Source organism: Candidatus Pantoea symbiotica (assembly GCF_056491525.1).
Genome location: NZ_JBSZHR010000002.1, coordinates 1,372,897 through 1,396,571 on the forward strand (window position 1 = coordinate 1,372,897; position 23,675 = coordinate 1,396,571).

General features: G+C 56.5%; 22 protein-coding genes. 18 read left to right on the plus strand and 4 right to left on the minus strand.

Features of this window, described 5'->3' with window-relative positions:
- Nucleotides 1-45: 45 nt before the first annotated feature.
- The 6 genes from pabC to ptsG all read left to right on the plus strand — a co-directional run bounded on the left by pabC (nt 46) and on the right by ptsG (nt 6,012).
- Nucleotides 46-858, plus strand: coding sequence for an aminodeoxychorismate lyase (pabC, locus tag ACXIZX_RS06945; protein WP_479403833.1), 813 nt, complete (start codon nt 46-48; stop codon nt 856-858).
- A complete protein-coding gene (gene mltG / locus ACXIZX_RS06950) occupies nt 855-1,874 on the plus strand; it encodes an endolytic transglycosylase MltG (RefSeq protein WP_008103057.1) in 1,020 nt (339 codons plus the stop codon). Before pabC ends, mltG begins: the two co-directional genes overlap by 4 nt.
- Entirely contained in the window at nt 1,864-2,499 is a 636-nt protein-coding gene (gene tmk, locus ACXIZX_RS06955) for a dTMP kinase (protein ID WP_323273194.1), read from the plus strand. Before mltG ends, tmk begins: the two co-directional genes overlap by 11 nt.
- Nucleotides 2,496-3,485, plus strand: a complete 990-nt coding sequence (gene holB / locus ACXIZX_RS06960; RefSeq protein ID WP_008103053.1) for a DNA polymerase III subunit delta' — start codon at nt 2,496-2,498, stop codon at nt 3,483-3,485. Before tmk ends, holB begins: the two co-directional genes overlap by 4 nt.
- A gap of 16 nt (nt 3,486-3,501) precedes the next feature.
- Nucleotides 3,502-4,293 (plus strand): metal-dependent hydrolase, encoded by a 792-nt coding sequence (locus ACXIZX_RS06965; protein ID WP_479403834.1) that lies wholly within the window; start codon nt 3,502-3,504, stop codon nt 4,291-4,293.
- A 285-nt stretch (nt 4,294-4,578) separates the two neighbouring features.
- On the plus strand, nt 4,579-6,012 hold the full coding sequence (gene ptsG / locus ACXIZX_RS06970; protein WP_008103049.1) for a PTS glucose transporter subunit IIBC: 1,434 nt from the start codon (nt 4,579-4,581) through the stop codon (nt 6,010-6,012).
- A gap of 180 nt (nt 6,013-6,192) precedes the next feature.
- Here ptsG and bglB read toward each other — a convergent pair whose 3' ends face one another.
- Together bglB and ACXIZX_RS06980 are read right to left on the minus strand one after the other, a co-directional pair.
- Nucleotides 6,193-7,332, minus strand: coding sequence for a beta-galactosidase BglB (bglB, locus tag ACXIZX_RS06975; RefSeq protein ID WP_479403835.1), 1,140 nt, complete (start codon nt 7,330-7,332; stop codon nt 6,193-6,195).
- A complete protein-coding gene (locus ACXIZX_RS06980; RefSeq protein ID WP_154194698.1) occupies nt 7,329-8,933 on the minus strand; it encodes an MFS transporter in 1,605 nt (534 codons plus the stop codon). Before ACXIZX_RS06980 ends, bglB begins: the two co-directional genes overlap by 4 nt.
- Before the next feature lie 356 nt (nt 8,934-9,289).
- Here ACXIZX_RS06980 and hinT point away from each other — a divergent pair, with 356 nt between their 5' ends.
- The 8 genes from hinT to ACXIZX_RS07020 all read left to right on the plus strand — a co-directional run bounded on the left by hinT (nt 9,290) and on the right by ACXIZX_RS07020 (nt 15,429).
- A complete protein-coding gene (gene hinT, locus ACXIZX_RS06985) occupies nt 9,290-9,640 on the plus strand; it encodes a purine nucleoside phosphoramidase (RefSeq protein WP_007885755.1) in 351 nt (116 codons plus the stop codon).
- A gap of 17 nt (nt 9,641-9,657) precedes the next feature.
- Nucleotides 9,658-10,023 carry a YcfL family putative periplasmic lipoprotein gene (locus tag ACXIZX_RS06990; protein WP_008103043.1) on the plus strand — a complete coding sequence of 122 codons (366 nt, stop codon included), beginning with the start codon at nt 9,658-9,660 and terminating at the stop codon, nt 10,021-10,023.
- Between the two features lie 10 nt (nt 10,024-10,033).
- Nucleotides 10,034-10,630 (plus strand): penicillin-binding protein activator LpoB, encoded by a 597-nt coding sequence (lpoB, locus tag ACXIZX_RS06995; protein WP_479403836.1) that lies wholly within the window; start codon nt 10,034-10,036, stop codon nt 10,628-10,630.
- 16 nt (nt 10,631-10,646) lie between these two features.
- Entirely contained in the window at nt 10,647-11,432 is a 786-nt protein-coding gene (gene thiK / locus ACXIZX_RS07000; protein ID WP_479404854.1) for a thiamine kinase, read from the plus strand.
- A 15-nt stretch (nt 11,433-11,447) separates the two neighbouring features.
- Nucleotides 11,448-12,491, plus strand: a complete 1,044-nt coding sequence (gene nagZ, locus ACXIZX_RS07005) for a beta-N-acetylhexosaminidase (RefSeq protein ID WP_479403837.1) — start codon at nt 11,448-11,450, stop codon at nt 12,489-12,491.
- A 38-nt stretch (nt 12,492-12,529) separates the two neighbouring features.
- Nucleotides 12,530-13,072, plus strand: a complete 543-nt coding sequence (gene ycfP, locus ACXIZX_RS07010) for an alpha/beta hydrolase YcfP (RefSeq protein ID WP_008103034.1) — start codon at nt 12,530-12,532, stop codon at nt 13,070-13,072.
- 212 nt (nt 13,073-13,284) lie between these two features.
- Complete coding sequence (locus ACXIZX_RS07015; protein ID WP_085982480.1) at nt 13,285-14,589, plus strand: NAD(P)/FAD-dependent oxidoreductase; 1,305 nt, start codon at nt 13,285-13,287, stop codon at nt 14,587-14,589.
- Between the two features lie 297 nt (nt 14,590-14,886).
- The gene (locus ACXIZX_RS07020; RefSeq protein ID WP_007885735.1) at nt 14,887-15,429 is read left to right on the plus strand and encodes a glycine zipper 2TM domain-containing protein; all 543 of its coding nucleotides are present in this window, start codon (nt 14,887-14,889) and stop codon (nt 15,427-15,429) included.
- A gap of 118 nt (nt 15,430-15,547) precedes the next feature.
- On the opposite strand, the gene mfd is transcribed toward ACXIZX_RS07020, so the two are convergent.
- Entirely contained in the window at nt 15,548-18,991 is a 3,444-nt protein-coding gene (gene mfd / locus ACXIZX_RS07025) for a transcription-repair coupling factor (protein WP_179451256.1), read from the minus strand.
- A gap of 127 nt (nt 18,992-19,118) precedes the next feature.
- Nucleotides 19,119-19,328, minus strand: coding sequence for a hypothetical protein (locus ACXIZX_RS07030; protein ID WP_064740896.1), 210 nt, complete (start codon nt 19,326-19,328; stop codon nt 19,119-19,121).
- 229 nt (nt 19,329-19,557) lie between these two features.
- Here ACXIZX_RS07030 and lolC point away from each other — a divergent pair, with 229 nt between their 5' ends.
- From lolC to cobB, 4 genes are all read left to right on the plus strand, one after another.
- Complete coding sequence (gene lolC / locus ACXIZX_RS07035; RefSeq protein ID WP_154194704.1) at nt 19,558-20,757, plus strand: lipoprotein-releasing ABC transporter permease subunit LolC; 1,200 nt, start codon at nt 19,558-19,560, stop codon at nt 20,755-20,757.
- Entirely contained in the window at nt 20,750-21,451 is a 702-nt protein-coding gene (gene lolD, locus ACXIZX_RS07040) for a lipoprotein-releasing ABC transporter ATP-binding protein LolD (protein WP_008103026.1), read from the plus strand. Before lolC ends, lolD begins: the two co-directional genes overlap by 8 nt.
- Nucleotides 21,451-22,695, plus strand: coding sequence for a lipoprotein-releasing ABC transporter permease subunit LolE (gene lolE, locus ACXIZX_RS07045; protein ID WP_061716936.1), 1,245 nt, complete (start codon nt 21,451-21,453; stop codon nt 22,693-22,695). Before lolD ends, lolE begins: the two co-directional genes overlap by 1 nt.
- 97 nt (nt 22,696-22,792) lie before the next feature.
- On the plus strand, nt 22,793-23,626 hold the full coding sequence (gene cobB / locus ACXIZX_RS07050) for a Sir2 family NAD+-dependent deacetylase (RefSeq protein WP_008103022.1): 834 nt from the start codon (nt 22,793-22,795) through the stop codon (nt 23,624-23,626).
- Nucleotides 23,627-23,675: the final 49 nt, after the last annotated feature.

Here is a 23,675-nt window from a genome sequence, read left to right on the forward strand (position 1 = left end):
CGGGCCTTTTTTATATATTCTACCGGGGTAATCAAGGCGGCCATCATGTGGATAAACGGCATACTGCAAACCGAGCTTTCAGCACGCGATCGCGCAGTGCAATTTGGTGATGGCTGCTTTACCACTGCTGCAGTGATCAACGGCCATATTGTTATGCTGGATGCGCATCTGCAGCGGCTGAAAGAGGGCTGCGCACGGTTATTGATGGATGCGCCTGATTTAGCTCAACTCGCCGCAGAAATGCATCACGCCGCTGCGCTACAAACGCAGGCAGTGCTCAAGGTGATTTTGACACCGGGCGCTGGCGGACGCGGTTATAGCCGCGCAGGCTGCCAAACACCGACGCGCATCCTTTCACTTTCGCCGTGGCCACAGCATTACGCCACGCTGCAACAGCAGGGCGCCTTGCTGCATACCAGCCCAATGCGACTGGCACGCAATCCATTGCTGGCCGGCGTAAAGCACCTGAATCGCCTTGAGCAGGTGCTGATTCGCCAGCATCTTGACCAGACGGGCGGCGACGAGGCGCTGGTGCTTGACACTAACGGGACGGTGGTGGAATGCTGTGCGGCCAATTTATTCTGGCGCAAAGGCAACAACGTCTTTACGCCGCAGCTTGGGCAGGCTGGCGTGGATGGTATTATGCGTCGTTATCTGATGGCGCAGATGGCCGCGAATGGCCAGACTTGTCAGCTAATTGATGGCAGCAGGGACGACGTGTTGAACGCTGATGAAGTGGTGATGTGTAACGCCCTGATGCCAGTTTTACCCGTGCGACAAATTGACGACGTTTCGTTTACCGCACGCTCGCTGTATCAGCAACTGCGCGCCAGTTGCCCGACGATGGAAGTATCATGACTCGAATGAAAAAAATTCTCGCAGGCGTTGTGGTAGTCGCAGGACTCGCCGCCGCCTTTAGCTATTGGCAGATTGAACGTTTAGCCGATACGCCCTTAACACTGCAGCAGGAAACCATTTACACCTTGCCGGCTGGCAGCGGCCGTGTAGTACTGGAAGCGCAACTCGAAAGCCAGCACATCATTCCGCAAAGCATCTGGTTTGGGCCATTGCTGAAACTGGAACCGGAACTGGCGCGTTTTAAGGCCGGTACCTATCGCCTGGAAACCGGCATGACGGTGCGTCAGTTGCTGCAACTGTTAGCCAGCGGTAAAGAAGCGCAATTCCCGGTGCGTTTTATTGAAGGTTCGCGTCTTACCGAGTGGTTAGCCGAGTTGCGTAAAGCGCCATACCTGAAACACACGCTAACCGACGATCAATTTGCTACCGTTGCCGCTGCGCTCAAACTCGACGTGGGCCAACTGGAAGGCAGCTTCTATCCTGATACGTATCTCTACACTGCCAATACCAGCGATGTGGCTCTGCTGGAACGTGCCCACGCGCGCATGAATAAGCTGGTCGATGAGATTTGGCAGGGACGCATGGAGAATCTGCCTTACAAGAAAGAGCAGGACATGGTCACCATGGCATCGATCATTGAGAAAGAGACTGGCGTGAGCGAAGAGCGCGCGCGCGTGGCGTCGGTGTTTATCAATCGCCTGCGTACCGGGATGAAACTGCAAACCGATCCCACGGTGATTTACGGTATGGGCGACAGCTACACCGGCACGCTAACCCGTAAAAATCTGGAAACACCAACCGACTACAACACCTACACCATTAGCGGTTTGCCGCCGGGTCCGATCGCGATGCCGGGCCGCGCTTCACTGGAAGCGGCTGCGCATCCGGAAAAAACCAATTACCTCTATTTTGTCGCGGATGGCAAAGGTGGACACACCTTTACCACCAATCTGGCCAGCCACAATAAAGCGGTGCAGGTTTACCGGCTGGCAATGAAGGAAAAAAATGAAAAGTAAGTTTATCGTCATTGAAGGCCTGGAAGGTGCAGGCAAAACCACCGCGCGTGATGCGCTGGTTGCCGTGCTGCATGAGCACGGCATTCATGATGTCGTCTTCACGCGCGAGCCGGGCGGTACGCCGCTGGCAGAACAACTGCGTGTGTTGGTCAAGCAGGGCATTGATGGCGAGCAGGTGACCGATAAAGCCGAGCTGCTAATGCTGTACGCGGCACGCGTGCAGCTGGTAGAGAACGTGATCAAACCGGCGCTGGCACGCGGTGCCTGGGTGGTCGGCGATCGTCACGATCTCTCTTCACAAGCCTATCAAGGCGGCGGTCGCGGTCTGGATGCGCAGTTGATGACCACGCTGCGCGATGCGGTGCTGGGCGATTTCCGTCCCGATCTCACACTCTATCTCGACGTAACGCCAGAAATTGGCCTGCAACGGGCCCGCGCACGTGGCGAGTTGGATCGTATCGAGCAGGAATCACTGCGGTTCTTCGAGCGCACGCGTGAACGCTATCTGGCTTTGGCCGCTCAGGATCCCTCAATTCTAACCATTGATGCGACGCAAAATATTGCAGACGTGACATCGTCACTTCAAGGCACCTTGCGTAGCTGGCTGGCAGGCCAATCCGCATGAACTGGTATCCGTGGCTGAATCAGCCTTATCGACAAATCATCGCCCGGCATCAAAGTGGCCAGGCGCATCACGCCTTGCTGGTGCAGGCCATTGAAGGCATGGGTGACGATGCGTTGATCTGGGGCGTAAGTCGTTGGTTGATGTGTTTGCAGCCGGAAGGATTGAAGAGCTGTGGCCACTGCCACGGCTGCCAGTTGATGCAGGCGCACACGCATCCGGATTGGTATCGCCTTGAAGCCGAAAAGGGGAAATCCTCGCTCGGTATTGATGCGGTGCGCGACGTCACTGAAAAGCTGTATCACTTCGCGCAGCAGGGCGGCGCAAAGATCGTTTGGTTGCCCGATGCCGCGCAGCTGACGGAAGCCGCCGCCAACGCATTACTGAAAACGCTGGAAGAGCCGCCGGCGAATTGCTGGTTTTTCCTCAGCGTGCGCGAACCTTCGCGCCTGCTGGCGACGCTGCGCAGTCGCTGCATGACGTGGCATCTGTCGCCGCCAGAAGAAGCACATAGCCTGCAATGGTTGCAGAAGCAGCAACCGCAGCCGGAAGAGAAGCTGCGCGCCGCCTTACGTTTGAGTAATGGCGCACCCGCCGCCGCCTTGACGCTGTTGCAGCCCGAGCGCTGGCAGGCGCGTGAAACGCTGTGCGAAACGCTGATCAAAGCGCTAAACGGCGATGTGCTGCAGCTGTTACCCGCGCTGAACAGTGAAGATGTGGCCGAACGCCTCAGCTGGCTGATTTCGCTGCTGGTGGATGCGATGAAAGTGCAGCAGGGCGCCAGTCAGTGGCTGAGCAACGGCGATCGTCCGGATGTGGTCACGCAGTTGGCGCAAAGAATGAATAGCAGTGCGCTCAACAGCAGCGCGCAGCAATGGATGCAGTGTCGCGAACAGCTGTTACATGTCGCCGCGCTCAACCGTGAATTAATGTTGACCGATCGTTTACTCGCCTGGGGACGTTTACTGGCTCCGGCAACGGTCGGCTAAGCGAAAAGAGAGCTCTATGTTTATTGTCGATTCCCACTGCCATCTCGATGGCCTCGATTATGAAAAACACCACCGCGATCTGGATGATGTCATCGCCAAAGCGGCGGCGCGTGATGTGAAGTTTATGCTGGCAATTGCCACCACCTTGCCGGATTACTACAAAATCAAACAGCTGGTAGGCGATCGTGAAAACGTCGCGCTGGCTTGTGGCGTGCATCCGCTCAATCAGGAAGCGCCGTACGACGTCGAAGAGTTCCGCCGTCTGGCCGCCGAGGATCGCGTGGTCGCGCTGGGTGAAACCGGGCTGGATTACTTCTATCAGCAGGAAACCAAAGCGCAGCAGCAAGCCTCGTTTCGTGAACACATTCGTACCGGTATCGCGCTGAATAAACCGATCATTGTGCACACGCGTGATGCGCGTGAAGACACGCTGGCAATCCTGCGCGAAGAGCAGGTGGAGAAGTGCGGCGGCGTGCTGCACTGTTTTACCGAAGATAAAGAAACCGCAGCCAAACTGCTGGATCTTGGTTTTTATATCTCCTTCTCCGGCATTCTGACCTTTCGCAACGCCGAACAGATCCGTGATGCGGCGCGCTATGTGCCGCTTGATCGCATGCTGGTAGAAACCGATTCGCCGTATCTGGCGCCGGTACCGCACCGTGGTAAAGAGAATCAGCCGGCGTTTACGCGTGATGTTGCAGATTACATGGCGGTATTAACAGGCGTGGATATCGAAACCCTCGCCGCTGCCACCACAGAAAACTTCTCCCGCCTGTTCCACATCCCGATGAGTCGTCTCGGCGGCTAAACGCTTTATTTCAAACACTGTAATTAATCTAAAATCACCCAACTGCACTGCGTCTGAATGGACGCAGGCAGTGATTTGTTGCTGTTTATTAGCGCAAGTCAGTCAGAAATGACTGAAAGGAAGGGGCCGCTTTTAGCGAAATGTGATGGCCGTCAATTTAACAATTAGCGATTTATTTTACTCTTCGTAATAAATCAAAAGACGCTCAGCGTCACCCCGGCGAAGGATCCTCCCCCTAAGCCATGCGCACTGCGCAAAAAATTGCACTCATACTCAGGAGTTTCTATGTTCAAGAACGCATTTGCGAACCTGCAGAAAGTAGGTAAATCGCTGATGTTGCCGGTATCGGTTTTGCCGATTGCCGGTATTTTGTTAGGTGTTGGTTCAGCAAACTTCAGCTGGCTGCCGGAAGTAGTTTCCCACGTCATGGCCGAAGCGGGTGGTTCGGTGTTTGCCAATATGCCGCTGATCTTTGCGATCGGTGTGGCACTTGGCTTTACCAATAACGACGGCGTGTCTGCGCTGGCGGCCGTAGTTGCTTACGGCATCATGGTGAAAACCATGGCGGTGGTTGCGCCACTGGTACTGCATATGCCTGCCGGAGAAATCGAGGCCAAGCATCTGGCGGATACCGGTGTGCTCGGCGGGATCATCGCCGGTTCCATTGCGGCGTATATGTTTAACCGCTTCTACCGCATCAAACTGCCTGAGTATCTCGGCTTCTTTGCCGGCAAGCGCTTTGTGCCGATCATCTCCGGTCTGGCCGCGATTTTCACCGGTGTGGTGCTGTCATTCATTTGGCCGCCAATCGGTACCGCAATTCAGGACTTCTCACAGTGGGCTGCATACCAAAACCCAGTCGTCGCCTTTGGACTTTACGGTCTGATTGAGCGTTCACTGGTGCCGTTTGGTCTGCACCATATCTGGAACGTACCTTTCCAGATGCAGATTGGTGAATTCACCAATGCCGCAGGTCAGGTGTTCCACGGTGATATCCCACGTTATATGGCGGGCGACCCAACGGCAGGCAAACTGTCAGGCGGCTTCCTGTTCAAAATGTACGGTCTGCCAGCAGCAGCGATTGCGATTTGGCATACCGCTAAACCAGAAAACCGCGCCAAAGTGGGCGGCATCATGATCTCAGCCGCGCTGACCTCGTTCCTGACCGGTATTACCGAGCCAATCGAGTTCGCTTTCATGTTCGTGGCGCCGATTCTGTATGTGATCCACGCGATTCTGGCGGGCCTGGCCTTCCCAATCTGTATCCTGCTGGGTATGCGTGATGGCACCAGCTTCTCACACGGTCTGATCGACTTTATCGTGCTGAGCGGTAACAGCAGTAAAATCTGGCTGTTCCCGATTGTGGGTATCATCTACGGCCTGATTTACTACACCGTGTTCCGTTTCCTGATTGTGAAACTGAATCTGAAAACCCCTGGCCGTGAGGACACCGCGATGGAGCAGAGCAGCGCAACCGGCAGCGAAATGGCTGGCAAACTGGTTACCGCGTTTGGTGGTAAAGAGAACATCACTAACCTTGATGCCTGTATCACTCGTCTGCGTGTGAGTGTGGCAGATGTCGGCAAGGTTGATCAGGCTGAACTGAAAAGCCTTGGCGCACGTGGTGTGGTGGTAGCAGGTTCAGGCGTTCAGGCGATCTTCGGCACCAAGTCCGATAACCTGAAAACTGAAATGGATGATTATATCCGCAGTATGTAACGATAAAGGGCAGGCAGAGCCGGTGCGATGAAGCGGCGTCAGATCGTAAAGACGCCATAAACCATCCCTGGGGCTCGGCCCAAGCCATCCCTGGCTTGGGACGCTTTACTCCTCTGCCGCCACTTCATCGCACTTCACTTTCGGTGCGTAAAAATGCCCTCAAATGAGGGCATTTTTTATTTATAAATAAACCCGCAAATACTCTGTCAAACACAGCAGCGCCATCGCCTGACCATACGGCATCGAGGTGAGTGGTATCTGACGGTAATACTCCAGATCGCTACCCATCGCCGTTCCGAACGACACCTGCTTCAGTTCCCCATCCTCATCGATATTTCCGATCACCCCACGCAACGCTTTCTCCGCTAGCGGTAAATAGGCGGGCGAAAGGTAGTGTTTGCGCACCGCTTTAAGAATGCCATAGGCGAAACCGGCGGTGGCGGAGGCTTCAGGATAGCTGTTGGGATCGTCGAGCAAGGTGTGCCACAAACCGCTGCTGTGCTGACAGGTGCTCAGCGCCTTCACCTGGCTCTCCAGCACCTGCTGCAGGAAACGCCGCGTGGCATGCTGTTCCGGCCAGTTCATCATCTCGAGGAAATCAGGAATAACGATAGTCAGCCAGCTATTGCCGCGCGCCCAGCGCGCGTTGGCGAAGTTGTGCCGTCCCTCGAACGTCCAGCCGTGGAACCACAAACCGGTTTGGCGATCCATCAAATATTGGGTATGAATCAGGAACTGATAACTGGCTTCTTCGACAAACTCCGGACGTTCCAGCAGCTGACCAATCTTCGCCAGCGCCATCACGCTCATCATCAAGGTGTCATCCCACAGCTGCTGGGTGTTTTCGTTGTTGTAGACGATGTGCTGCAAGCCGCCTTGCTCGGTACGCGGCATCTCATACATCACCCATTCAGCCCAACGCTCCAGCACCGGCCGCCACGCGGCATTTCGCGTCTCTTCATAGCGATACGCCAGCGTCAGGAACGGACAAACGGTATTGACGTTCTTGGTTGGCGTACCTTCCGCCAGCCGCGCACTGAACCAGTCATCGATGATCTTCAGCGTCTCTTGATCGCCGGTTTGCTGATAGTAGTGCAGCATGCCGTACAGGCCGATGCCGTGTGTCCACTCCCAACCGGCCCAGCCTTTGGTATCGATCACGCGGCCATCATCGAGGCGCAGCAAAAACTCGCCGCTGTGATCGGTAATATTCACCAGATTATGGGTTAGCTGCTGAATCAACTGCACCAGCTCACTACGTGGCAACAGATATTCAGGCTGGCGCAGTAACGCGCTGTGCTTCACAGGAAATACAGTCATGGTTCATTCCTATCGTTAATCAGGGTAGAGAGAGAAGGTAAAGATCGTGGCTGAGTCGGCAGCGGCGGTGCGGCAGGCTTATGACGGTTGAGATACCCGACGTTGTTATTGCCCCACAGATTTTCATACGGCATGCCCGCCAGCATTTCGACCACTTCACGCGCTTGCGGCGTAATGCGTTCCGGCACCACGCGTCCGGCTTCGCGCATTTTCAATGTCTCTTCGCGCAACACGGTGTGGGTTTGCAGGTTGAGCTTGAAGCGCAGTGAAATAATGAAGCCGCAGGCCAGCACGCAGAGTGTGCCCACGCTGAGGATCGCCAGAATGGTATGGCCGACAGCCGGGACTTGTGTGGCCTTGCCGGAAGAGAAGCCCGCCAGCTGCAACACGATCCCGACGAACATCACCGCACCTGCTTGTGACGCTTTGCGCGTCAGCGTCATGATGCCGGCAAAAATGCCTTCGCGACGTTGACCGGTAATCACTTCATCGACGTCAGCGATGTAGGTGTATGTATTCCACGGCACATAGTTGATGCCACCGCGACCAAGACCAGCAAGGCCAGAAATCAGTACCAGCAGGGCGAAGTTGTCGTTCATGCCGGTGTACCACAATCCGGCGTAGGAGAGGGCGCTCAGACCAAACAGCACCACCACCATACGATACGCGGGCGCTGGTCCAAGGCGAATACACAGCGGAATCATCGCCATCACCGCAATAAACTGCATCACCGCCATGGTGCCCATCAGGTTGGAGGCGATTTGCGCGCTTTGCATCAGCACAAACACCACATACCAGGTAAACACCGCGTTAAACACGTCCTGCGCGATATAGCCACCGAGATACATGCCCAGATGCTGGCGGAAAATACGAATGCGCAGCGTTGAGGCCAGCTCGGTGTAGAGGCGTTTCAGGCTCTGCAGCAAGGTCAGCTGTGATTTCTCCTGCTCTGCGCGGCGTGATTCAGCAGAGAAATCGTCGGGATCGCGCTCCCATGTAAACAGCCACACCAGCGTTAACACCAGCGCACAAATCACTGAGAACACCAGGCTGGCGTAGAAGAAGGAGATCGGATTATCTTTGCCAAACCAGCCAATCAGCACGCCCGGCAGGAACGCCGCCAGAATAGCCGACAGCTGCGCCAACCCAATACGCGCGCCAGAGAAGCGGGTTTTCTGTTTAAAATCATCGGTCATCTCCGGCACCAGCGTTTCGTAGGGCACCAGAATCATGGTGTAGACCATATCGAACAGCAGATAAGTCAGCAGATACCACCAGAAACTCATGTCACCAACCCACATCAGGCTGTAGCTGAACACGCACGGGATGCCGAGCAGGATAAAGAATTTGCGGCGGCCAAAGCGCTTGCCGAGCCAGGTCGAACCAAAGTTATCGGTCAGGAAACCCATCAGCGGGCTCACTACCGCATCCAGCACGCGAGCGGCAGCAAAAATGAAGGTCGCCTGAATCGGCGAGAGCCCACAAAAGGTGGTGTAAAAGTAGAGCAGCCAGGCGGCGGTTAACGCCGTGGTGCCTGCACCGAGGAAATCCCCGGACCCATAGGCCAGATAATGGCCCAGGCCAATCTTACGAGAGCGCATGGCAGGTTCTCCTTGAATTAGTCGGTAAACACATCCCTCATCACTCCGTACAACTTGCTCGGATTGGATTGAAAGTAGAGCGGCTTAAGCGTGCAAACCTTCGTGATTTCGCAATGACTTTCTGGTGGATGGCAAAATCACAAAGAAAATGGCGTGATATCTCTAATTTATAAAACAGCGTTTCATTTTTGTGGTTAATGAGATGTTAGAAATGCGAGTTGCAGCACAATGCGTGGCGAAGGGAGAAAACGGCTTAAAGGCAGTCATTTAATACAGGAAATGTGGTCCTGAGGTTGAAAGAAATGGAATTCCTCACGCATACTGCCTGACTGAACTCAGGCTTAAGGAAATGCACCATGGCTGAAGAAACCATTTTCAGTAAAATCATCCGTCGCGAGATCCCCGCCGACGTGGTTTATCAGGACGAACTGGTCACCGCCTTCCGTGATATCGCGCCCAAAGCGCCTACCCATATTCTGATCATCCCCAATGTATTGATTCCCACCGCCAACGATGTGCAGGCCGCACACGAGCAGGCGCTGGGCCGGATGATTACCGTGGCCGCCAAAATTGCCCGTGATGAAGGCATTGCCGAAGATGGCTATCGTCTGATCATGAACTGCAACAGTCATGGCGGTCAGGAGGTTTATCACATCCATATGCATTTGGTCGGCGGTCAGCCGCTGGGCCCAATGTTGGCCATCTAACTCAGGCGGACAAATTGATGCGTCAATGGCTGAGTGGCTTGCTGTTGCTGACCCTTGCAGGTTGCAGCAGCGATAAGCCGATGATTAATACCTCGCAGTCGCTGGTAATGGAATCGTCTGTATTATCCGCAGGCATTATTACCGATGATCCGAAGTTGACCGAGCAAGATGGTCAGCAGCGTGCCATGAGCGTGTTGTATAACCAGCGGGAAACGCCGGTGAAAGTGCACTATCGTTTCTATTGGTACGACGACAAAGGATTGGAAATCACGCCGGAAGAGCCGGCGCAGAGCCAAATTGTCCCGGCGCATGGCAGCGTAGAAGTGGCCTCACAAATGGGCAATCCGACCGCCAGTAAGGTGCGTCTCTATCTTTATCTTTGAGGAGTAAGCTGTGATTTGCAGTGTAAAACGTTCGGGCGCGTTGTTATTTGCGCTAATGCTCACCGGTTGTGTGGTGAAACAACAGACGCCAGCGCCGGTAGAACCCACGCAGCCGACCACGCCAACTCAGCCGGTTGAACCGACGCCGCAGCCGGTGCCGCCGCCAGAAACCGTGCCGCAGCCACCGAAGCTGAAAACCATTAACTGGGATGCCAGCGTCCAGCCATTAGTCGGCAAGATGGTGCAATCTTCAGGCGTGAATCCTGGCAGCGTGCTGCTGGTGGATCGCATAAAGAACAGCACCAACGGCGCGCTGCAAACCGACAAAGCCACCGATGCGATTCAGAATGCGCTGGCCAACAACGGCAAGTTCACGCTGATCACTCCCGAACAGCTGGCGCAGGCCAAGCAGACGCTGGGCTTATCGCCGGATGACAGCCTCAACTCGCGCAGTAAAGCGATTGGTCTGGCGCGCAACGTTAACGCGCAGTATGTGCTCTACAGCAATGCGCAGGGCGATGTGAAAGCACCAACGCTGCAAATGCAGCTGATGCTGGTACAAACCGGTGAAATCATCTGGTCAGGAAACGGTGTTGCTCAACCCTGATCCGCAGCTGCAAAACATGCTTCAGCAACAATGGCCGACGGCGCAAGCTGCCGGTCATTTTTTCGCGCTACCGGGACTGAGCGGGCAAAGCGTGCGCGTGCAGATGCCGCAGGGCGCGTTGCTGGCGCGACGTGCGCCGCCGCAGCCGATCCCGTTTGTTGATCGCCAGCGCGAATACCGCATCCTGCAGCAGCTCAGATATGCAGATCTCGGGCCGCAGCCGCTGGCATGGCGCGATCCCTGGCTTCTGCAAAGCTGGTTGCCGGGCGAGGTGCTCACCTCCGCGCAGTTTAACGCGCAGCGGGAGGCGATTGTGGCGCTGCTGCAGCGCCTGCATCAACAGCCACTCACCGGCTATCGTTTACGATTAGCGCCACTGCTGCAGCGCTATTGGCAACTTTGCCAGCAGCGTCACTGGCGCTGGCAGCGTCGTCTGCAACGCTTATTACAGCAGGGCGAACCGCCGCCGCTGCGCCTGGCACCGCTGCATATGGATGTCCACGCCGGCAACCTGATTGCCACGCCTGCCGGTTTGCGCCTGATCGATTGGGAATATGCCGCCGATGGCGACGTGGCGCTGGAGCTAGCGGCGGTTTGTGCGGTTGATGGCGATACGCGTTCAGCGTGGATTGCCGAGTACGCCTCGCGCGCGAAGTTGGATGAGCATGAACTGGCGCGCCAGATGCAGCGCTGGCAGCCGTGGCTGCAACTGCTGATGGCCAGCTGGTATCAGTTGCGCGCCGAGCAGAGCCAGGACGACACATTACAACAGCTGGCGCAGGCCAGTTGGCACGACCTTTAACGTAGGATTTTAATCATGACCATGAACACGCCTGGACCGCTGATGCTCGACGTCGAAAGCTATGAGCTGGACGCCGAAGAACGCGAAATTCTGCAGCATCCGCTGGTGGGCGGACTGATTCTGTTTGCCCGCAACTTCCACGATGTCGACCAGCTGGCAGAGCTAGTGCGCCAGATTCGCGCCGCGTCGCGCCATCGTCTGGTTGTCGCGGTGGATCAGGAAGGCGGACGCGTGCAGCGTTTCCGCGACGGCTTCACGCAATTGCCGGCCATGCAATCCTTCGCCGCGCTGCACGATCTCAACAGTGCCGGTGAACTGGCGCAGCAGGCGGGCTGGCAGATGGCATCGGAAATGATCGCCATGGACATCGACATCAGTTTCGCGCCGGTGCTCGACATTGGTCATATCAGCGCGGCGATTGGCGACCGTTCGTTCCATGAAGATCCGGCCATCACCCTGCAAGTCGCGCGTCGTTTTATCAACGGCATGCATGAAGCGGGCATGAAGACCACCGGCAAACACTTCCCCGGTCACGGTGCGGTCAGCGCGGATTCGCACAAAGAGACGCCGCGCGACAATCGCGATGCCGCCACGCTGCGTCAGCATGACATGGCGATCTTTAAGCAGTTGATCGATGAGCAACTGCTTGATGCGGTGATGCCAGCGCACGTTATCTATACTGAGGTGGATCCGTTGCCCGCCAGCGGTTCACCGTACTGGCTGCAAACCGTGTTGCGCAAAGAGCTCAGCTTCAACGGCGTGATTTTCTCCGACGATTTGTCGATGGAAGGTGCCGCCGTGATGGGCAGCTACGCCGAACGCGCACAGCAGTCGCTGAATGCCGGTTGCGATATGATCCTGGTGTGCAATCAGCGCGCCGGCGCGGTAAGCGTACTGGATAACTTGACGCCGATCGGGGCAGAGCGCGTGACGCAGTTATACCATCAAGGGCGTTTTACCCGTCAAAGCTTGCTGGCAAGCGAGCGCTGGCGGCAAAATCAGCGTCAGCTCAGCGCATTGCAAGAGCGCTGGTTGGCGCACAAAGCTTCGGGCAGATAAGCCGCGCTGCCCGGATTTATTCCACGCTGAGGAAAATCATGATCATCTATCTGCACGGTTTTGATTCCAACAGTCCGGGCAACCATGAAAAAGTGCTGCAGCTGCAGTTTATTGACCCGGACGTCAGATTAGTCAGCTACAGCACTCGCCATCCCAAACACGACATGCAGTTTCTGCTGAAAGAGTGCGACAAGCTGCTGCAGCAGGGCGACGATGCGCATCCGCTGATTTGCGGGGTTGGGCTGGGCGGTTATTGGGCCGAGCGCATTGGCTTCCTGTGTGGCATGCGTCAGGTGATCTTTAATCCCAATCTGTTCCCGTTTGAGAACATGGAAGGCAAAATCGATCGCCCGGAAGAGTATCTCGATATTGCTACCAAATGCGTCAATGATTTCCGCGAGAAGAACCGCGATAAGTGTCTGGCGATTTTGTCTCGTCAGGATGAAGCGCTGGATAATCAGCGCAGCGCGGCGTATCTGCAGCCGTTCTATGAAATCATCTGGGATGACGCAGCCAGCCACAAATTCAAGAACATCGCCCCGCATTTACAGCGCATCAAAGCCTTCAAACTCCTCGCCTGACCGTCGGTGCGCCGTGTGACGCGGCGCATAAAATGTGTAACATTCTGATAATGCTGCTTAAAGATTGATGTACATCAATTTTCTTATGTGATGTCTTTGACGCCGTGATATTCTGCCCTCAGCTCGCGATTTAACGTCGCCAACCCTATGTTTATTAAGGTTTTTATTAACCATTAATTAACTATTGGTTTACAACTTTGAGGGGGTCTTTGTTGACTACATCTATGGAAAAAATCGTTATTATCGGCGGTGGTGCTGGCGGCTTAGAGCTGGCAACGCAGCTCGGTCACAAGCTGGGACGCAAGAAAAAGGCCGAGATCATATTGGTCGATCGTAACCACAGTCATCTGTGGAAACCGCTGCTGCACGAAGTGGCAACCGGTTCGATGGACGAAGGGATTGATGCGCTGAGCTATCTGGCGCACGCGCGTAATCACGGCTTCCAGTTCCAGCTGGGGTCGCTGACGCAAATCAACCGTGAAAACAAAACCCTTGAGCTGGCTGAAATCCGCGATGCGGAAGGCGCGTTGTTAGTGCCGCAGCGTGAGCTGGCCTACGATCGCCTCGTTATCGCACTTGGCAGCACCTCAAATGACTTCGGCACGCCGGGTGTGAAAGATCACTGCATCTTCCTTGATAACCCGCATCAGGCACGTCGTTTCCACAACGAAATGCTCAACCTGTTCCTGCGTTTCTCGGCCAGCGAAGGCAGCCTGGAAAAAGTGAATATTGCGATTGTCGGCGGTGGCGCCACCGGCGTTGAGCTCTCCGCTGAGCTGTACAACGCGGTAAAACAGCTGCACAGCTACGGCTACAAAGGTCTGGATAGCAGCTCGCTGAACGTCACGCTGGTGGAAGCCGGTGAACGCATTCTGCCTGCGCTGCCACCGCGCATCTCGGCGGCAGCGCATCAGGAGCTGACCAAACTTGGCGTGCGGGTGTTGACGCAAACCATGGTCACCAGCGCCACTGAAAACGGCTTGAATACCAAAGGCGGCGAATTCATCGATGCCGATTTGATGGTGTGGGCGGCCGGTATCAAAGCGCCAGATTTCCTGAAAGAGATTGGCGGACTGGAAACAAATCGCATCAATCAGCTGGTGGTGAAAGAGACGCTGCAAACCACGCTGGATGACGACATCTACGCGATTGGTGACTGCGCCTCCTGCGCGCTGCCGGGTGGCGGATTTGTGCCGCCGCGCGCGCAGTCAGCGCATCAGATGGCATCGCGCGCGCTGGAGAACATCCTTGCACAGCGTAAAGATAAACCATTGAAAGCCTATGTTTATAAAGATCACGGTTCGCTGGTATCGCTGTCGCGCTTCAGCACCGTGGGCAGTTTGATGGGTAACCTGATGCGCGGATCGATGATGGTGGAAGGGCGCATTGCGCGTTTTGTCTACATTTCTCTATATCGCATGCACCAGATTGCGCTCCACGGATACTTCAAGACCGGTCTGATGATGTTGGTCGGCAGTCTTAACCGCGTCCTACGTCCGCGCCTCAAGCTGCACTGATGATTTTCGGGCGGTGAATGCCGTTCCACGCCACGCCAGCTGCCGTAACCCGCTGAAAACAGCACGTTCAGCTTAAGGTTACGGCACTATTTCACCCGCTCTCAGAACTCTCCTAAAAGCTGGCCCTGATGGGTTTCCGCTGCGTTTCCTCCATTAATCTGATGTTGCAATTACGGTCCATCTGTAAAACTTATTACCAACAAACACGGCGCGGCGCGCACGCCGGTTATGCCTCGGCTACATCAGGATTTCGTAGCGGCAGGAATGCGCGGTAACAACCTTCAGGAGGACATTCCTGTGAATAAATCAATGTTAGCGGGTATCGGTATCGGCGTAGCAGCAGCGTTAGGCGTTGCCGCAGTCGCCAGCATGGATGTCTTCGATCGCGGCCCGCAGTTTGCACAAGTTCTGTCGGCGACGCCGATCAAAGAGAGCATCAAGCAGCCGCGACAGGAGTGTCGCAATGTGACGCTGACCCATCGTCGTGCGGTGCAGGATGAGAATCGCATTGCCGGTTCGGTGCTGGGCGCAGTAGCCGGCGGCGTGTTGGGCCATCAGTTTGGTGGCGGACGCGGACGCGATGTGGCAACGGTAGCGGGCGCGTTGGCCGGTGGTTACGGTGGTAATCAGGTGCAGGGTGCGCTGCAGGATCGCGACACTTACACCACCAACGAGCAACGTTGCAAAACGGTGTACGATAAACAGGAAAAAATGCTGGGTTATGACGTGACCTATAAAATAGGCGACCAGCAGGGCAAAATCCGCATGGAAAATGACCCTGGCACCCGCATTCCGCTCGACCGTAATGGTCAGCTGATCCTGAATTCGAATCAGGCCTAATTGGGCAAAGATGCATCACAGCAGCAGTAACAAAAAAGCGCCGCAAGGCGCTTTTTTTCGTATTACACATCATAGCGGTGTAGGGTCGCCATTCATGGCGACCTTCCGCAACACGGCATCAAACCCGATTTTTCGCCAGCTCGCTGACAAAACCCTGCACCCATTCCATACGGATTTTCCGGTCCGCCATGTCTCGGGTGAATTTCAGGCGCGTTGGGCCATCCAGTTTCCACTGCTTAGGATCTTTCTGCAGCAGGCCAATCAGCCAGCCCGGATCAACCTGATTCTGCGGCGCAAATTCGAAGAAGCCGCCTTTGTCGCTGGCTTCGATCTTACGAATCCCCAATTGGCGCGCCACTAGACGCAGCCCGGCGATATCCAGCAGATTACGTGCGGCATCCGGCAGTTTGCCGAAGCGGTCAATCATCTCGACCTTCAGCTCCGCCAAATCCTGCTCATCCGCCGCGCTGGCCACGCGCTTGTAGAGCGACAAGCGGGTATTCACGTCCGGGATAAAATCATCCGGCAACAGAGCAGGCATACGCAATTCGATTTCAGTTTGATTGCTGGTGAGATCTTCCAGCGACGGCTCGCGGCCCGCCTTCAGCGCATCGACCGCATTCTCCAGCAGCTCCATATACAGCGTGAAGCCGATGGTTTCCATCTGGCCGCTCTGGTCTTCGCCGAGCAGTTCACCCGCGCCGCGAATCTCCAGATCGTGGGTTGCCAGCGCAAAACCGGCGCCAAGATCTTCCAGCGACGCGATAGCTTCCAGACGCTTCTGCGCATCGGTGGTCATCGCTTTTGGATGCGGCGTCAGCAGCCATGCATAGGCCTGATGGTGCGAACGTCCCACGCGGCCACGCAATTGGTGCAGTTGCGCCAGGCCAAAGTGATCGGCGCGTTCGATGATAATGGTGTTGGCGCTGGGAACGTCGATACCGGTTTCGATGATGGTGGTACACACCAGCACGTTAAAGCGCTGATGGTGGAAATCATTCATCACCCGCTCGAGATCGCGTTCGCGCATCTGGCCGTGACCAATGGCAATACGCGCTTCCGGCACCAATTCGGCCAGTCGCTGCGCCGCTTTCTCGATGTTTTCGACGTCATTGTAGAGATAGTAAACCTGGCCGCCGCGCAGCACTTCACGCAGGATCGCCTCGCGCACCACCAGACTGTCGTACTCGCGCACAAAGGTTTTCACCGCCATGCGTCGCGCCGGTGGCGTGGCAATAATCGACAAATCGCGCATGCCGCTCATCGCCATATTCAGGGTACGCGGAATCGGCGTGGCGGTGAGCGTCAGGATATCGACGTCGGCGCGCATCGCCTTGATCCGCTCTTTGTGACGCACGCCAAAGCGGTGCTCTTCATCGACAATCAGCAGGCCGAGATCGTGCCATTTCAGGTCGTTCGACAGCAGCTTATGCGTGCCAATCAAAATATCGACTTTGCCCTCGCGCGCCTGTTCCAGCACCTGACTCTGCTCTTTGGCGGTGCGGAAGCGCGATAGCATTTCAATGCGCACCGGCCAGTTAGCGAAACGATCGCGGAAGTTGTCGTAATGCTGCTGCGCCAGCAAGGTGGTGGGCACCAGCACCGCGACCTGTTTGGCGTTCTCAACCGCGAGGAACGCGGCGCGCATCGCCACTTCGGTTTTACCAAAGCCGACGTCGCCGCACACCAGACGGTCCATCGCCAGCGGCTGACACATGTCGCTCAGCACCGCGTTGATCGCCTGACCTTGATCCGGCGTGGTTTCAAACGGGAAGCCTTCGCAGAACAGCTGATATTGATCGCGATCGTGCTTAAAGGCGAAGCCGGTTTTGGCCGCGCGCTGAGCGTAGATATCCAGCAGCTCGGCCGCTACGTCGCGCACTTTCTCGGCGGCTTTCTGTCGCGCGCGCGACCAGGCATCGCTGCCGAGTTTATGCAGCGGCGCATTCTCATCGGCGCCACCGGCATAGCGGCTAATCAGATGCAGCGATGAAACCGGCACATACAGCTTGGCGTCGCCCGCATAGGAGAGCATCAGATATTCGGCCACGATGCCGCCGGCTTCCAGCGTGGTCAGGCCGATATAACGTCCAACGCCGTGCTCCAGATGCACCACTGGCTGGCCGGGATGCAGCTCGGCGAGGTTACGGATCAGCACATCAGGATTGATGGTGCGGCGATTATCCTGGCGACGACGACTGACGCGCTCGCCAAGCAGATCGCTTTCGCAGATCAATGCCAGCTGGCGTTGCGTATCGATAAAGCCGCGCTCGCTGGCGCCAATCATCAGGCTATGCGGTTGATTGGCGGCCTGATCAAAGTGATCGATGGCATGCGGACGCAGTTTGATGCGCGTCAGCAACTCTTGCAGGCTTTCGCGGCGACCTTCACTCTCAACCGAAAAAATCACCTGACCGCTGAATTGTTCAAGGAACTGACGCAGCAGATCGAGTGGCGCTTTTGCCTGCGCCTGCACGGTTAATTCCGGCAGCGGCTGATAACCCAGATTGGTATTTGCCGCTTTCTCCGGCAGCGTGTCGCTGCTTAACTGCATGCGCGGCCAGGCTTTCAGTTCGCTCATTAGCGTGTCGGGACGCAGCCACAGCGTAACCGGCTCCAGCAACGGACGCATCGGATCGATACGCCGATTCTCAAAGCGCGCGTTGGCATCAAGCCAGAAGCGCTCGGCGCTGGCCAGCAAATCGCCGCTGTTGAGCAGCAGGGTATTGGCGGGCAGATAGCTAAACAGCGTTGGCAATTCCTGCTCAAAGAACAGCGGTTGCCAGTATTCGATACCGGCGGGCAGCGTGCCTTTGCTCACCTGCTGATAGACGTGCTCCGGCTCGCGCCGAACGTCAAAGGTTTCGCGCCAGCGGCTACGGAACAGCTCGATGGCGGCTTTATCCGTGGGGAATTCATGCGCCGGCAGCAGGTTAATCGCGTTAACCGCTTCCAGCGTGCGCTGAGTATCGACATCAAACAGGCGCAGGCTGTCGATCTCGTCATCAAAGAAGTCGATGCGATAAGGTTGATCGCTGCCCATCGGGAACAGATCGAGCAGCGCACCGCGTGTAGCATATTCGCCGTGCTCCATGACCTGATCGACATGGCGATAACCAGCCTGCTCCAGCTGATCGCGCAGCGCATCGCGCGACAGCTTTTGCCCTTGCTGCATCACCAGCGCATGACCGTGCAGGAAGCTGTGCGGACAAACGCGCTGCATCAGCGTGTTGACCGGCATAATCAGCATACCGCGCGTTAAGTTGGGCAGCTGATACAGCGTGGAGAGGCGAGCAGAGATAATGTCCTGATGCGGCGAGAAACTGTCGTAGGGCAGGGTTTCCCAGTCAGCGAGGTTAGTGACCGGCAGATCGGTGAACTGGCGTATCTCCTCCTGCAGACGCAAGGCAGATTGCATATCCGGGGTAATCATCAACACCGGACCGCTGTGGCGTTCGGTGATACTGGCACACTCAAGCGCTTGCGCGGCGCCGACTAGCTGGCCGAGCTGGCGATGGTCGCCGGCTTTGACTGGCAGGGTATAACGACTCTGTTCCGACATGGGATCTCGACATTCTCTCCTTGGATTACAGGGCGTCATCATTCCATAATCCGCCCTGAGGATCATCTGTCGTTTCGGAGTTTCTGCCAGGTCGTCATAAATGACGACCCTACAAAACCCCCACGAATCACTTACTCGATTGCTGTGTGTAGTGCATACGCGGGCGATCGACATTGGCCCATGACAGCTCTTTCTCCAGATGGTAGCTGTGATTGCCGTCGTCCCACTTCACGTAATAGCCGGTTGGCGCATCTCCCTGTTCAAAAACGTTAACGATCTCGCCTCTGATCTCTCCCGATTTATGCTTCACGATACTGTTCTTAGGGAATTTGAACATGGTGTACTCCTCGTCGCCTACGGTAATTCACCTTTAAGTCTACGCCAGCCGATGACGAATAAACGTACAAATAACATCATTAATTTGTCGCAATTTTATGCATAAGCGTTGGCTGGTACGGTTTTTGACACAACTTTGCCGCAGACTCAGAGGGTTAGAGGTTTCATAAAGGGGACGCCTCCTTTATCATCCCACTACTTATTTTCAGGCAACTGCCAAGACGGATCTCATGTATCAACCAGTCGCGTTATTCATCGGTTTGCGCTACATGCGTGGACGTGCCTCAGACCGCTTTGGTCGCTTCGTCTCCTGGCTCTCTACTATCGGCATCACGCTCGGCGTGCTGGCGCTGGTCACCGTGTTATCGGTGATGAACGGCTTCGAGCGTGAGCTGGAGGGTAATATCCTCGGCCTGATGCCGCAGGCGCTGATCACCAGCGACAAAGGCAGCATCAACCCAAAGGAATTGCCAGCCGAGGACCTCAAGCTGCAAGGCGTTAAGCGCATCGCTCCGCTCACCACTGCCGATGTGGTATTGCAGAGCGCGCGTAACGTCTCGGTCGGCGTGATGCTCGGCATCAATCCTGACGAACAGGATCCGCTGACACCGTTCCTCGTCAACACCCAACAAAGCGTGCTGCAAGCGGGCCAGTACAACGTCATCCTCGGTGAGCAACTGGCTGCACAGCTGGGCGTGAAGCGTGGCGATCAGCTGCGTTTGATGGTGCCGTCGGTCAGCCAGTTCACGCCGGTGGGCCGCTTGCCGAGCCAGCGTATTTTCACCGTGGCCGGCACGTATGCCGCCAACAGCGAAGTGGATGGCTATCAGATTCTGGTCAATCAGCAGGATGCATCACGCGTGATGCGCTATCCGCTCGGCAACATCACCGGCTGGCGTTTGTGGCTGGATAAGCCGTTGAGCGTTGATGCGCTCAGCCAGCAGAAACTGCCGGATGGACTGGCGTGGAAAGACTGGCGTGAACGCAAAGGCGATCTGTTCCAGGCGGTGCGCATGGAGAAAAACATGATGGGGCTGCTGCTGAGCCTGATCATCGCAGTGGCGGCCTTCAATATTATTACCTCGCTCGGCCTGCTGATCATGGAGAAGCAGGGTGAAGTGGCGATCCTGCAAACGCTGGGTTTAACCCGCCGCCAGATTGTCGCGGTATTTATGGTGCAGGGCGCCAGCGCCGGTATTATTGGCGCGTTGTTAGGTACCGTGCTTGGCGTGCTGCTTGCCAGCCAACTGAATAATTTGATGCCGGTAATTGGCCTGTTCCTCGATGGCGCGGCGCTGCCGGTCGACATCAATGTGCTGCAGGTGATCACCATCGCGCTGGTCTCAATGGCCGTCGCGCTGCTCTCTACTCTTTATCCGTCGTGGCGCGCTGCCGCCGTCCAACCCGCTGAGGCTTTACGTTATGAGTAATACTCCTTTGTTGCAGTGTCGTGACCTGTGCAAACGCTATCAGGAAGGCAGCGTGCAGACCGATGTGCTGCGCAATGTGGCTTTCAGCCTGCAGCCGGGTGAATTGACGGCGATTGTCGGCAGCTCCGGTTCGGGTAAAAGTACCTTGCTGCATCTGCTCGGCGGCCTGGATGCACCTACCTCGGGCGATGTGATTTTTGATGGTAAATCGCTGAATGCGATGTCGTCCGCCGCGAAAGCCGAGCTGCGCAACCGCGAGCTGGGCTTCATCTATCAGTTCCACCACTTGCTGCCGGACTTTAGCGCGCTGGAGAACGTGGCGATGCCGCTGCTGATTGGCAAAATCGGCAAAGCGGAGGCGGAGTCACGCGCGCGTGAAATGCTGGCGGCGGTCGGGCTGGAAAAACGTGCCGCGCATCGGCCTTCTGAGCTGTCGGGCGGTGAACGTCAGCGTGTGGCGATTGCCCGCGCGCTGGTGAATCGTCCGCGTCTGGTGATGGCCGATGAGCCCACCGGTAACCTCGATGCGCGCAACGCCGATGCAATTTTCGAACTGCTCGGCGAGTTGAACGTCAAGCAGGGCACCGCTTTTCTGGTAGTGACGCACGATCTGCAGCTGGCGAAACGCCTGAGCCGTCAGATGGAGATGCGCGACGGTGAGCTGAGCGACCAACTGACGCTGGGAGTGATCTGATGGCTTCGTCATTATCCCTGCTGCTCGGGCTGCGTTTTAGCCGCGGTCGGCGGCGTGGTGGCATGGTCTCGCTGATCTCCATCATCTCCACCATCGGCATTGCGCTTGGCGTGGCGGTGCTGATCATCGGCCTGAGCGCCATGAACGGCTTTGAGCGTGAGCTGAACAACCGCATTCTGGCGGTGGTGCCGCACGGTGAAATCGAGCCGGTGAATCAGCCGTTCCGCAACTGGCAACCGATGATCGCGCCGATTGAGCAGGTTGCTGGCATTGCCGCTGCCGCGCCCTATATCAACTTCACCGGACTGATTGAGAGCGGCGCGAAACTGCAAGCGCTGCAGGTGAAAGGTGTCGATCCGCAGCAGGAAGCGCGCCTTAGCGCCTTGCCGAGCTTTGTTGCCGGTGATGCGTGGTCGCAGTTCGCGGCCGGTAAACAGCAGATCATTCTGGGTGGTGGCATCGCTAAATCGCTCAACGTTAAACAGGGCGACTGGATCACCATCATGATCCCGAATAATGATGGTGAGAATAAGCTGCTGCAGCCGAAACGCATTCGTCTGCAGGTCAGCGGCGTGCTGCAACTGAGCGGCATGCTCGATCACAGCCTGGCGCTGGTGCCGCTGGCGGATGCGCAGAAGTATCTGGATATGGGCGACAGCGTCAGCGGTATCGCGTTGAAAATGAACGACCCGTTCCAGGCGCAGAAGCTGGTACGAGACGCCGGTGAAGTGACGCACTCTTACGTCTATATCAAGAGCTGGATTGGTACTTACGGCTATATGTACCGTGACATCCAGATGATTCGCGCCATTATGTATTTAGCCATGGTGCTGGTGATTGGCGTGGCCTGCTTCAACATCGTTTCGACGCTGGTAATGGCGGTGAAAGACAAGAGCAGCGACATCGCGGTGCTGCGTACGCTGGGTGCCAAAGATGGCCTGATTCGCGCCATCTTTATCTGGTACGGCTTGCTGGCGGGCCTGCTCGGCAGCGTCAGCGGCGTGGTGGTCGGCGTGCTGGTGGCGCTCAATCTTACGCCGGTGATGCGCGTATTTGAGCACATTACCGGGCATCAGTTGCTGGCGGGAGATATCTACTTTATCGATTTCCTGCCGTCCGAACTGCACTGGATTGATGTGATTTCGGTGCTGGGCACCGCGATTGTCCTGAGCCTGATTGCCAGCTGGTATCCGGCACGCCGCGCCAGCCGTATCGATCCGGCACGCGTGCTTAGCGGTCAGTAAAGATAAAACGCAGCCGCCGTGCGGCTGCTATTATCGGGCAGATTAGCCCGAAAAATACCCGACGCGCGGCGATAAACGCCGCAGATAAGGAGCTTTTATGCGCATACCGCGCCGCCGCCTACGACTCGCCCGCGACAAAAAAAACCGCCGCAAGGTGCATCAGCGCTTTCGCCAGCGCATCTTCGAGCGCGATCGCAAAGCTGAACTGGCCGCGCATCCGCAACCGCGCGTGGTGGTGCTGACCGGCGCGGGTATCTCCGCCGAGTCCGGTATTCGCACGTTCCGCGCTGCCGATGGCTTGTGGGAAGAGCACCGCGTGGAAGATGTCGCCACGCCGGAAGGTTTTCAACGCAATCCGGCGCTGGTGCAGGCGTTTTACAATGCGCGCCGTCAACAGCTGCAGCAGCCCGAAATCCAGCCTAACGCCGCGCACAAAGCGCTGGCAGAACTGGAGCAGGTGCTGGGCGATAACTTTCTGCTGGTGACGCAGAATATCGATAACCTGCACGAACGCGCCGGCAGCCAGCGCGTGTTGCACATGCATGGTGAACTGTTGAAAGTGCGCTGCGTTAGCAGTGGACAAGTGCTCGACTGGACGGAAGATTTAACCCCGGACGATCGCTGCACCTGCTGCCAGTTCCCGGCCATGCTGCGCCCGCACATCGTGTGGTTTGGTGAAATGCCGCTGGGAATGGAAGAGATTTATCAGGCGATTGAGCAGGCGAATCTGTTTATCGCCATTGGCACCTCGGGTCACGTTTATCCCGCCGCTGGTTTTGTCCACGAGGCGAAACTGCAGGGCGCGCATACCGTGGAGCTGAACCTGGAACCAAGCCAGGTCGGCAATGAGTTTGCCGAGCGTCATTACGGCTTAGCAAGCGAAGTGGTGCCGGAGTTTGTGCATACGTTTTTGCGTGGGTTGTATAAGTAGCGATCGTCGGAGGGTGCGCATTTATGCGCACCTGGCATGCCAGGTCGCC